9 protein-coding genes are annotated in these 11,797 nt (G+C 74.0%); 7 read left to right on the forward strand and 2 right to left on the reverse strand.

Annotated features, from left to right (window positions below; genetic code table 11):
* Positions 1 to 190: 190 nt before the first annotated feature.
* Both J7I97_RS36635 and J7I97_RS36640 read right to left on the reverse strand, forming a co-directional pair.
* A complete protein-coding gene (locus J7I97_RS36635; protein WP_214944331.1) occupies positions 191 to 436 on the reverse strand; it encodes a hypothetical protein in 246 nt (81 codons plus the stop codon).
* Positions 437 to 447: 11 nt separating this feature from the next.
* The gene (locus J7I97_RS36640; RefSeq protein WP_214944333.1) at positions 448 to 963 is read right to left on the reverse strand and encodes a hypothetical protein; all 516 of its coding nucleotides are present in this window, start codon (positions 961 to 963) and stop codon (positions 448 to 450) included.
* Positions 964 to 1,062: 99 nt separating this feature from the next.
* Between J7I97_RS36640 and J7I97_RS36645 the strand changes: the two genes are divergently transcribed.
* From J7I97_RS36645 to J7I97_RS36675, 7 genes are all read left to right on the forward strand, one after another.
* Positions 1,063 to 1,509, forward strand: coding sequence for a sensor histidine kinase (locus J7I97_RS36645; protein ID WP_214944335.1), 447 nt, complete (start codon positions 1,063 to 1,065; stop codon positions 1,507 to 1,509).
* Positions 1,506 to 2,213 carry a response regulator transcription factor gene (locus J7I97_RS36650; protein WP_214944337.1) on the forward strand — a complete coding sequence of 236 codons (708 nt, stop codon included), beginning with the start codon at positions 1,506 to 1,508 and terminating at the stop codon, positions 2,211 to 2,213. Before J7I97_RS36645 ends, J7I97_RS36650 begins: the two co-directional genes overlap by 4 nt.
* A 143-nt stretch (positions 2,214 to 2,356) precedes the next feature.
* On the forward strand, positions 2,357 to 3,028 hold the full coding sequence (locus J7I97_RS36655; protein WP_214944339.1) for a DUF6445 family protein: 672 nt from the start codon (positions 2,357 to 2,359) through the stop codon (positions 3,026 to 3,028).
* 395 nt (positions 3,029 to 3,423) lie between these two features.
* Positions 3,424 to 4,281 (forward strand): DUF4132 domain-containing protein, encoded by an 858-nt coding sequence (locus J7I97_RS36660; protein WP_214944341.1) that lies wholly within the window; start codon positions 3,424 to 3,426, stop codon positions 4,279 to 4,281.
* Positions 4,278 to 9,206 carry a DNA-binding protein gene (locus J7I97_RS36665; RefSeq protein ID WP_308369164.1) on the forward strand — a complete coding sequence of 1,643 codons (4,929 nt, stop codon included), beginning with the start codon at positions 4,278 to 4,280 and terminating at the stop codon, positions 9,204 to 9,206. The genes J7I97_RS36660 and J7I97_RS36665 overlap by 4 nt, the downstream gene beginning before the upstream one ends.
* A 240-nt stretch (positions 9,207 to 9,446) precedes the next feature.
* Positions 9,447 to 10,601 (forward strand): AAA family ATPase, encoded by a 1,155-nt coding sequence (locus J7I97_RS36670; RefSeq protein WP_214944342.1) that lies wholly within the window; start codon positions 9,447 to 9,449, stop codon positions 10,599 to 10,601.
* A partial coding sequence (locus tag J7I97_RS36675) for a DUF5682 family protein (RefSeq protein ID WP_308369162.1) occupies positions 10,598 to 11,797 on the forward strand: 1,200 nt, incomplete at its 3' end. The genes J7I97_RS36670 and J7I97_RS36675, both read left to right, overlap by 4 nt.

Here is an 11,797-nt window from a genome sequence, read left to right on the forward strand (position 1 = left end):
TCATCATCTTGCTATTTCTGCAGCGCGACGTGAAACACTCAATATACTCAGACGAATACCCCGGCCGTCAATTGGTCCGGGGTATTTTCGTTCGGGTGCACGTATGGCTGCCCCGCCTGCCCCGTCAGAAAGGCCCCGCTCCCCTGTCGGCAGGGGAGCGGGGCCGGGCTGTGCCGCCGGGGCGGTCAGGTCAGGACTTGTGCCGCGTCCAGTCTTCGAGTTCACCGAACGCCGAGACGAAGGACGGCAGCATGGGCCGCAGAGCGTCCTTGTCCACGGGAACCAGCCCGTCGGTGTGAGTGCCGCCCGGCACGAGGACGTAGCGGTGGAGGCGGGCGCGCCCGGCGTCGGTGACCATGCGGTCGTACACGTCGCCGAAGGTGGCCTGCGGGGTCAGGACGTCCAGGGTCCCCTGGATGCTGATCAGCGGACGCATGATCCGCCCGGTCAGCGCGACCCGGTCGACGGCCCATGCACCGAGCGGGGACGGGCGGCGAAGTCGTAGTCGGTGTCGCAGCCCGCGCCGGTGCCCTGCTTGCAGAACGGGGTGCCCGCCTCGGCGGATCCGTCGTAATCGGGGTCGAGTTCCTCGCGGATCACCCGCTGGAGGAAGTCCCACTGGTTGTTGTAGTGGTAGCCCCACAGTTTCTCCGACCCCGCGGGATAGCCGGCCGCAAGCATCTCGGCGTGGGCGGCGGGGTCCTTGGTGGCCTCGTAGCGGGGGTAGGCGCGCAGGGCGGGCGGGAGCGTGGTGAGCAGACTGCCCTCCTTGGTGAAGGTGAGGGCGTTCCAGTCAAGGCCGCCGGTGTAGAGCGAGGGATAGTGCTCGAGCTGCCAGCGGACCAGGTATCCGCCCGCGGAGAGGCCGGCCGCGTAGGTGAAGCGCGGGGTCCGGCCGTAGTGGCGGCCCGTCACCTTCTTCGCGGCGACGGTGAGTTCGGCCACCCGGCGATGCCATTCCATGATCGCGTCGCCTGGCTCTTCCCCGTCCTTGTATATCTGGGGCCGGTGTTGCCCTGCCGAGGCGTTCTCCTCGCTCGACCCGGACAGTTCCGCCAGGCGGTGTCCAGTGCCCGCTGGTCCGCCAACCGCGCCTTGGACGAAGTACGGGCGTCCGTACGCACGTTGGGCCCGGAGGCGGAGTCCGGGCCGGCCGGTCTGGACCGGGCGCTCGCCGACCTCGTCCACCACCTGGACGGCGGGGAACGCCGCATCTCCCTGGAGGTGACGGGCACCGAGCGCAGGCCGCTGCTGGTGCTGTACCGGGCGGTGCAGGAAGGCCTCACCAATGCCTGCCGGCATTCCGGGGCCACCGAGATCGGCGTGGCCGTCGCGTACGACGAAGACGGAGCGCGCCTCGAGGTCACCGACAACGGCGCCGGATTCGGCGGGGCCGAGGAGGGGTTCGGGCTCGCGGGACTGCGGGAGCGGGTCAGGCTGGCCGGCGGAACCGTGGACATCCGCAGTTCGGCGGACGGCACCGTGCTCAGCGTGGGGGTGCCGTGGTGAACGAGGAGAACGCCAGGAACGCGGGGAACGCAGGGAACGCAGGGAACGCAGGGAACGCAGGGAACGCAGGGAACGCGGGGAACGCAGGGAACGCGGTACGGGTCTTCGTCGTCGACGACCAGGACCTCGTCCGGGAGGGCATCACCGCGCTGCTGGGCATCCAGCCGGGCATCGAGGTGGCGGGCAGCGCCCGCGACGGCGCCGAGGCGGCCGAGGCGGTGCCGGCCTGCCGCCCCGACGTGGTGCTGATGGACGTCCGCATGCCGGGGCTCGACGGCGTTTCCGCCACCGCGCTACTGCGGCGCCGCCTGCCGTCATGCAAGATCGTGATGCTGACGACGTTCAACGACGACGAGTACGTCAGCCGCGCCCTGAAGGCAGGCGCGGTCGGCTACCTGCTCAAGAACCTGCCCGCCGCCGACCTCGCCCAGGCCGTCCGGCTGGCCCATGCGGGGATCGCTCGGTTCGACCTGACGGTCATCGGCGGCCTGGCCGCGGGCCTCACCGCCCCGGACACGCTCACGCCGCGCGAGACGGAGGTCCTGCGGCTCATTTCCGCCGGCGCCACGAACAAGGAGATCGCCTCCCGCCTCTACCTCAGCGAGGGAACGGTCAAGAACCACATCTCCCGCGTGCTGAGCCGCCTGGGACTGCGCGACCGTACCCAGGCCGCGCTCTACGCCAGGGACAACGGCCTCATCTGAGTCCGGACGGCGCCCGGTTCGACATGGGGATCACGGGGGATCACGCGGATCATGGGGATCATGGGGATCATGGGGATCACTTGACGCAATGTTGACCGCTCGTGTGGAGATCGGGAAGGGAACGGCCAACTACGTTCCCAGGCATGCCTTTGCGACCCCCACCGCTCCCCGTCCTGCCCTACCGCAAGCCGACACCCGGCCGCGACTACTGGGTGCTGGACGACGTACTGCCGGACCCGGACGCCGTCCGCGAGCGCTGCCTGGCCCGGGACGACTGGACGGAGGGCTACCCCCACAAGCCGGAGAGCTGGCCGGGGCTGCGCACCATGCCCGCGCTCGAACCCGATGAGCTGGCCCAGGTGGAGCGGCTGGTGAGAAGGGCGACCGGCGCCTCGAAGATCTGGGCCCAGCAGCCCACCGGCGGCGGCACGTTCAACCACAACTGCGTGCAGGTCGTCGGCGAGGGCGAATGCGAACCGCGCCCCCACACCGATTCGCGGAACCTCTGCCGCTACGCCGCCGTGCTCTACCTCAACCCCCGGGTGCCGAAGGACTGCGGGACCAGCTTCTACCGCCAGAGCCTGCCGGGCGGGGCCCTGGGCGGCAACCAGGTGGCCGCCCCGCACAACAACCTGGTCGACGCGCTGGGCACCCGTTTCGTCTCACCGGACTCCTTCGTCGAGGACATCCGAGTCCCCCACCGCGCCAACCGGCTCCTGCTCTACTCCGCCAACCTCATCCACACCGCGACCGGTTACTGGGGCAGCACGCTGGAGGACAAGCGCATGACGGCCGTCTTCTTCTGGATGGCCTGAACCTCACTGGGGGCCGTCGCCGCGTTCGCCGGGGCCGCCGTGCGCGGGCCGACGGACCGTCCGGTGCACATCACCAGCTTCGCCGACTACCAACGGGTCTTCGGCGGCGTCAGCGCGCCCAGCCCACTCGGGTACGCCGTCTACCAGTTCTACGCCAACGGCGGCAGCGAGGGGGGTACCGGACGGGTCGTCGGACGACGTGCCGGGCCGGCTGCCGGACCGGTCGCCTCCGCGGTGATTCCGGTTCCACGCCGTCGGACCACCCGGCAGCCCTGGCGGGGGCGTTGTCAGTGGCTCTCGTTAGTCTCCGGGCATACCGCAGCTCAGGGGCCGTTGGCGCCGTGGTGAGGGCTGCGCGAAAAGATCTGATCGGACAGGCGGAGGGGCACGGGCTGATGGCTTGGCTGGCGGCGGGTGAGGGGTACGAGATCGCCCTCGTGGAAGGACGCGTGGTGGCGCGCGGGGCGGCGGGGCGGCAGTTGAAGGCGCTGCCCAAGGCGCTGCGGGACCACCCCGAGGTGGACCGGCTGCGGCAGCTCGCCGAGTGGCTCGACCGGCACGCGGCCGCGTGTGTCGCCCGGGTGGACACCTGGATGGTGTCCTCGCTGCCCGTGCCGACCGAGCTGCTCGCCCGGGTATGGCGGGACGAGGCCTGGCAGGGCGCCCTGCGCGATCTCGCCGTCGTGGGCGACGACCCGGACGAGGTGGGATTCCTGCGCGACGCCACCGACTCCGGTGAGCTGAAGGTGGTCAACCTGGACGGCGAGACCGTACGGCTCTCCCCGCACACGGTGACCCTGCCGCACCCGGTGCTGCTGCCCGACCTGGACGACGTACGGGACTTCGCGGCCGAACTGGGCATCACGCAGCGGGTGGAGCAGATCCACCGGGCGACGTGGGAGCGGCCCGCGAAGTTCGGGAAGGAGGGCGCCACCGAGGTCCTGGACTACGCGGGCGGGGTGTTCCCGACCCGGTTCAGCCTGGCCGCGCGGGCCACCGGGCTCGGGTACCAGGTCTCCGGCGGATACGCCACCTGCACGGTCCGGGACACCGGCGGCAGCACGGAGGCGTCGGTGTGGATCGGCGAGCCGTACTACGAGGACGAGCAGACCACCGGCGCCCTGAGCTGGCACGACGAGAACGGCCGGGCGGTCCGGCTGGAGCAGGTCGGGCCGGTGGCCTGGTCCGAGGGGATGCGGATGGCCGCGGCGCTGTACGCCGGGCGCAAGATCGAAGAGGGTGCGGACGCGTGAACACGATCGCTACGGAAACGGCCGCCGACACGGACTTCGGTGCGCTGCTCAAGGCCGGGGCGGTACTGCCGGCCGACACGGTGGGGGCGGGGTCGTCGGCCGTCGAGCTGACCGCGCGGGCCTACCTCCACCCGGCCCTCGGGGAGGGCCGGGTCGTGGTCCGGCTCGCCGCGGCGGAGCTGGGCGCCGCCGAGGATCTCGCCGCGGGCTTCCTGGGACTCGTACCGGAGGACGGCGAGCCGCCCGTGGTCGGCCTCGGGCAGCGCCAGGCGCTCGGCTTCCCCGAGTGGGTGCTGGTGCACCACCCGCAGGACGGGCACCACGCGCTGGCGATCGTCCCCGAACTGGACCGGGCCGCCCGCCAGGCGAAGACGAAGCCGAAGGCCGCCCTCGACGCCTGCCACGAGCTGGCCGACCGGCTCGCCGCCTCCGTCCCGCACTTCCTGCCGGTCTTCTACGAGCAGGCCGCGCGGGTCTTCCTCGCGGTCGAGAACCCCACGTACGCCGGGCAGTTGTTCACCCGCGCCCGGGCCGGCGAGGCCCAGCACGGGCTTCCCATCGACGAGGACCGGCTGGACGCCGTCTTCCTGGAGTTCGCGCTGGCCGGCGCGCTTCCGGTGAAGGTACTCACCGGCTACGGCAAGGAGCTGGCACTCCGGGTCTCCCCCGCCGAGGCCCACGAGCGATTCCGCCGGCTGTGCGTACGCCGCACCGCGGGCGGGCTGCCGCCGTCCGCGCAGGTCGCCGTCGAGCTGCGCCGCCTCGCGAAGGCCGCCGGGCTGACCGGCACCGAGCCGGAGCAGGAGTACCTCGCTGAACTGCTGCCCCTGCCCGCCACCCTGCGCGCGGCGCTCGGCTGGTGGAAGGCGCACCGCACCGCGCTGATCGCCCTCGCGAAGCGCGTGCCCGCGGTACGGGGCACACTGCTCGAGCTGACTCCGCCGCCGGGTGACGGGGGCCAGTTGTCCGACCTCTGGCTGGACATCCTGGAGGAGTCTGGCGCCACCGCGGGCCTGGCCTCGGACGCGGTGCCCGCCGAGGAGCGCTGCGCCGACGGCACCGCCGGCTGGCTGGAGCGTTTCCACACCGCCCGCCACAGCGGCTGGGGAAGCCGGCTCGGGATGCCGGCGCTGCTCGGCCTCGTCGAGCGCTGCGCCGGGCGGCTGCGCGCCGAACTCGCCGAGCCCGGGCGTGAGGCGGGCCTGCGGCTGGGCCTGGAGGACGTGGGTCTCCTCGATCTGCTGCTGTCCTTGGACATCCCGGTCACCGACCCCCCGGAGACGGGCGAGAAGTTGCACCTGGACGACTGGGGCCGCACCCCCGGACGGCGCGAGCTGAGCGCCCTGTGCGCCGACCCGCGGTTCCGGCCGGCCTTCTTCCGCGCCCTCTACGACCTGGGCAACGGCGGGTCCGGGAACGAGACCGTCAGGGAGCTCGCCTTGGCGCCCGGGAGCAGCCCGCTGCTGGCTGATTGGGTCCGTGAGGTGGCCGCCGCGTCCCGCTCGGCCGGCCTGCCCCAGCTGCCCAAGGCCATCAGCAGGCTGACCTGGCTGCCCTCCGAGGCTCTGGCGCTCGCCCGGCCGGAGGTGGCCGCCGCGGCCGCCGCCGACGTCGGTGAGATCTTCGCCCGCACGCTGCGCGGCGGGCTGTTCGAGGAGCTGGCCTGGCCCGCCTGGGAGACCGCGCTCGCCGAGCTGGCGCCCGGCCGGGGCCAGGAGGGGCTGACCGTCATGGACGCCTGGCCCTTCCTGATCGTGGCCAACTCGACGCAGGTACGCGTCATCGACGCCGACTCCACCGTGCTGACGCACGATCTGCGGGTCCCGTCCGGTTCGCCGTACCGCCACGGATTCCACTACGTCGACGGCGATCTGCTGGTGTTCTGGACCGCGTACAACAGCCCGGTCCAGGGTTACTGGCTCAGCGCGCCCGGCGACATCCTCACCCTGGATTCCGTCGCCACCTACTGGTCGCCGCGTTCCGGTCACGTCACCCTGCCGGTTCCCGGCGGCGGCCGCGCCACCGGCAACGGCGTCGTGCACCCGGGCGACAGCAAGGTGCCGTCCGAGCGGGGAATCATCTCCGACGGCACCTCGTACTGGGCCTGGGAGCGCGCGGATTCCCCCGGCGAAGCCAACTGGTGCGAGTACGACCCGGCCGGCGGCGTGTTCGGCCGCCGCTCGCAGCCCGCGTTCCTCGCCGACGCCCTGCACGGCCACCCCCGGGGCAGCACCCTGCCCGACAACGCCGGCCAGAACTGGCTGCGGCCGGCGCCCACCGTCGAGGGTTCGGTACTCGGCGCGCCCGTGGACGGCCTGCTCGGCTGGCGTGCGGTACGGATCCCCGGGCAGGGCTGGCACGCCAGTGACACCGGCGGCCGATCCGTCACCGTGCCGGAGGGAGGCTTCGCGCCCGCCGCGGCGCTCACCCTCCCCGGCAGCGACCGGCCGCGCGCGCTCGCGCAGAGCTGGCGGGAACTGACCATCAGCGACCCCGACGGCGTGGTCACCGCACGGACCAGCAGCGACAACCACCGGAGCGCCGGCTACTCCACCGGATGCGTGGACCTCCCGCCCCTCGCCTACTGGTACTGCCAGCGTCCCCGGGACACCGAGGGCTCGGTGGCGCTGCGCTCGGCGGACCGGGAGACGGCCGCCGCGCTGCTGAAGGCGGCCGCCGGGGTCGAGACGGCCGCGGAGCTACCCGCGCTGGTCAGTGCCGCGCTCCCGCGGGTGACCGCGCCGAAGCTGATCGGCGGTGTGGTGGAGACGCTCCGCTTCGCCGTCAGGCAGCAGCAGGCGCTGGACAAGGTCGCCGACCGGCTGACCAAGGACACCGCCTCCGATCCGGCCGACACGGGCGTACGGGGCCCCGCCGACAACCTGCTCGACGATGCACTGGAGGGGCTCACCGGCCCCGGGCACTACCGCTGGGGCGGGGACAACGACGCCGCCTTCCGCTTCCTGCGGGCACTCGCCGCGGCGGGCGCCGACACCGAGGCCGTCGGGGTGCCCGGCCGGCTGCACTACGACACGCCGCATCTGCCCTACTCCGCGCTGCCGTGGACGGGGCTGTTCCTGGACGAGCCCGCCGCCGTCGCCTACCGCGCCGTCGTCGTCGGGACCACCGAGGCGCAGCGGGCGGCTCTGCTGAGCCTGCTCGGCGAGGTGGACGCGCTGGGGCTGGGCTCGGCCCAGGAGTCCGCCGACCGCTGGCGCCGGGTGCTGGTACACCTCGGCGCGGGCCACCTGCTCGGGCCCGACGGCCGCAAGCGCGCGGACCGGCGCCGTGGTGTGCTCCCGCTCGGCGGCGGGGCCGTGCTCGCGGTCCCGGCCGAGCACGAGCAATCCGTGGCCGACGGCTGCGAGTTCGGGGCGCTGCTGTACGACCCCAGCGGCCGTTTCGCCGTGCCCGGGCCCTACACCGTGCGCGGCGAGGCCCCGCTCGGGGACCGGGAGCGGGGCGCCGGCTGGCTGGCCGCGTTCCTCGGCGAGGCCGCGCTGCGCGGTCCCGTGCCGTGGAGCGCGGAGGCCGCCGAGGACTTCGCCCGCCTCACCGGGGTCTCCGGTACGCAGGCCCGGCTGGTACTGGCCGGCCTGCCGCATATCGACAGCTACGAGCGCGGCTTCCTGCCCGCCGAGCTGCGGACGGCGCTCGGGGTCAAGGCGACCGACGCGGCGTACGCCCGGGACGACCTCAAGAACCTCGGCGTCGAGGTACGGCGCGCGCTGGTCGCGGCGCTACTGCCCGCCGACCCGGCGCGGCTGTGGAGCGAGGGGCCCGATGTGGCCGCCGCCGCGGAGGTGTGGAACCGGCGGGTGGGCCGCCGTACGCCCGTACCCGACTGGCTGCTCACCGAGGCCGCCCGGGCCGTCGGCGGTGGCTGGCCGGTGCACCGCGCGCTGCCGGCGCTGCTGGACCCTGCGGCGGCGCCGGTGCTCTCCGCGGATGTCGCGTGGACGGTGAAGGGCGACCATGTGGAGCCCTGCGAGCCGACCGCCGACCCGTTCACCGGGTCCGTGCTGACGGGCGCGATGGCCATGACGGCCTGGCTGGCGCACCGGCTGCCGGCCGGGGATCCGGTACGGGCCACCCTGCCGCCCGCGCTCACGGCGGTCCGGCAGCGGCTCACCGCTCCCGAACTGCTGCTCAGCACCGACTACTTCATCAGCCTCCCCGACTTCCGGAAGGCGGCGGGCTCCCCGACCGAGACCGCCGAGGGGTACGAGCGGTACGGCGCCGTGGTGCTGGCCACGCACGACTCCCAGCCGAAGCCGGCGCTGCGCACGGCGCTGCTGGACTCCACCGGCTCCGACCCGTACCTGCCGGCGCTGCGCGGCACCGACCAGCGGCTGGGCGGTGTGGAGACGGCGTTGCGGATCACGCACGACCCGGGGTTCGCCCGGCTGCTCGCGGATCCGGGGCCGCCGGCGGCGGGCGGCGTGGACAAGGACGGCACGTGGTGGCCGCAGGACCCGAGCCGCTCGGTGCCGGAGCTGGTGGCGGAGGTCCTCGCGGAGCACGGCCTGGGCGCCGACGCGGCCGCCCTGTACCTCGCGCTGCTCGCCATGCCCGATCCGACCGACCGCAACACCGCCCGGTGGACGGGCTGGAAGCCGGCCCGGATGAAGGCGGCCCGCGCCGAACTGGCCGCCACCGAACTGGTGGTGACGGCCAGCCGGAGCCGGGCCGGGCGCTCGCTGTTCCTGCCGGGCGGGTGGACCGACATGCGCTCCCCCGCGCTGCCGGTGGAGCTGTGGAAGCTCCCGATGTACGCACTGGTCGCGGGCAGGCATGCGGCGCTGGGAATAGTGGTACCCGCCGAGCCGGCCGCCGACTTGTACCGCAGGGCGTGGGGGCGGGTCCGCGAGGGCGACGTACCGCGCTTCGAGGAGCTCAAGGTGAAGCGCACCCGGCGGCGCTGAGCCCCGCTCACGGCACCGGCGCGCCGTAGTACCCCTGCCCCTGCGGGGGTGCGGCAGGCCGGTGTCTTGCCCTGCGCGGTGTCGCGCCGTGCGCGGTGTCTGCCCTGCGCGGCGTCGCGCCGTCCGCGGTGTCGCGTTCCGTCCGCGGTGTCGCGCCGTCCGCGGTGTCGCGTGCCTGGCGCGGTGTCGCGCCGTGCCGGGCCCCGAACCACTCTTTCCGAACCACTTCAGAGGACCCTGATGACCGTCACCGAACAGCCCGCCCCCGCCCGGCAGGTTCTGCCTGCCGAGGAGCGGTACGCCGCCGAACTGGCCTTCCTCGCCGCTCAGGACACCGGGCCCCGGCCGCCCGGTTGGGCGCTGACCCCGCGCGCCGTCGTCACCTTCGTCTGCGGCAGCGACGGCGTCGAGCTGGCGCTCCCGAAGCGCCGCGCCGGCCTGCCGGCCAAGCTGGCCATCGCCCCCAAGTTCGTCGGCGAACGGGCCCTGGTGGAGCGCTGCGTGGTCACCCTCGCCGGTGAGCGCGGCCTGCTGCTCACCGGCGAGCCCGGCACCGCCAAGTCCATGCTCTCCGAACTGCTCTCCGCCGCCGTCTGCGGCACCAGCGCCCTGACCGTCCAGGGGACGGCCGGAACCACGGAGGACGCCTTCCGCTACGGGTGGAACTACGCCCTGCTGCTGGCCCAGGGGCCCAGTTCGGGAGCCCTCGTCGGCTCCCCCGTGCTCGCTGCCATGCGGACGGGGCGGGTGGCGCGCGTCGAGGAGATCACCCGCTGCCTGCCGGAGGTGCAGGACGCACTGGTGTCGATCCTGTCCGACCGGCGGGTCAGCGTGCCCGAACTGACCGCCACCGAGGACGCGGTGGTCTCCGCGGCCCCCGGTTTCACCGTCATCGCCACCGCCAACCTGCGGGACCGCGGTGTCTCCGAGATGTCCGCCGCGCTGAAGCGGCGGTTCAACTTCGAGACGGTCGCCCCGATCGCCGACGCCGACGCGGAGGCCACTCTGATCCGCCGCCAGGCGGTGGCGGCGGTGCAGCGGGCGGGCGCGGCGTTCGGGGTGGACGACGCCGTGCTCGACGCGCTCGTCACCGTCTTCCGGGACCTGCGCTCCGGGCGCTCCGCCGAGGGCTGGGACGTGGAGCGGCCCGGCACCGTCATGTCCACCGCCGAGGCGGTCCAGGTGGCCGCGTCGCTGGGGGTGGCGGCCGCGTATCTGCCGGGCGGGGACGTGCTGGATCTCCTGCCGGGGCACCTGCTGGGTGTCGTGCGCAAGGACGACCCGGCCGACCACGGGCGGCTGCTGGGCTACTGGGACGGCCCGGTGCGCCGCCGCGCCGAGGACGGCTCGGCGATGTGGCGCCGCCTGTGGGACCTGCGCGGGAGCCTGCGGTGACCTTCGAAGATCCGCGTACGGCGGTGGACGCGCTCGCCGCGTGCCGTGAGCCGTACCTGCTGGGAGTACGTCACCACAGCCCCGCGCTGGCCGCGATGGTTCCGGCGCTGCTGGAGGAGTCGGGCGCGGAGGTGGTGTGCGTGGAGCTGCCGGCCGACTTCCAGCCGTGGCTGGGGCATCTGGCGGATCCGGAGACCGTGGCACCGGTCGCGCTGGCCGGCGCGGGGCCCGACGGGGCGGGCCGGCTGGCGTTCTACCCGTTCGCGGACTTCTCCCCGGAACTGGCGGCGATCCGCTGGGCGCGGGGGCGGGGGGTGGAGGTCGTGTGCTGCGACCTGCCGCTCGCCGATCCGGCGTGGACGGCCTCGGAACCGCCGGCACCAGGCTCGGGCTCCGGCTCGGCGGCTGGCCCGGCGCCAGGCTCCGGCTCCGGCTCGGACTCCGGCTCCGGCTCCGGCTCCGGCTCGGACTCGGACTCGGACTCCAGCTCGGGCTCCGGCTCCGGCTCGGGCTCCGGCTCCGGCTCGGGCTCGGGCTCCGGCTCGGCGCCAGGCACCGGCTCGGCAACCGGCTCCGGCTCGGCGCGAGGCACCGGCTCGGGCTCGGGCTCGGGCTCGGGCGCCGGGTTGGCATCGGACTCCGGCTCGACGTCTGACTCGGCTTCGGGGGAGGCCGGGCTGGCCGAGGCCCCCGGGGGGCGGTTGTTCGCGGACGCGCTGGCCGCGTCCGGTACGGGCCGGGACGGGGACGATCTCTGGGACCGGGCGGTGGAGGTGCTGGCTCCGGGCTGCTCCCCGGAAGCCGTGCGGCGCGCTGCGCTGGGCGTCGGGTGGGGGCTGCGGTCGGACGCGGCCGTCCCCTCGACGGACCTGGCCCGCGAGGCCCACATGCGCGAGGTCATCACCGCCGCCTCGGCCGGCGGCCGCCGGGTCGCCGCCCTGATCGGCGCCTTCCACGCACCGGCCCTGCTCCCCGGCAACGGCAACATCACCGGCACCGGCACCGGCACCGGTACCGGCACCGGCACCGGCACCAGCGCCAGCGCGGGCCAGGGCCGCGGTCCGGGGACATGTTCCAAGGGGCTCGCCGACACCGGCTACGGCAACGGGACCGGCGGTGTCGGGATCGAGGTAGGGGTGCCGGGTGACACGGAGGGGGTGGTGACCTCGCTCGTGCCGTCAACACCGTTGCGTTTG

The sequence above is a fragment of the Streptomyces sp. ISL-87 genome, assembly GCF_018614095.1.
Lineage (GTDB): Bacteria > Actinomycetota > Actinomycetes > Streptomycetales > Streptomycetaceae > Streptomyces.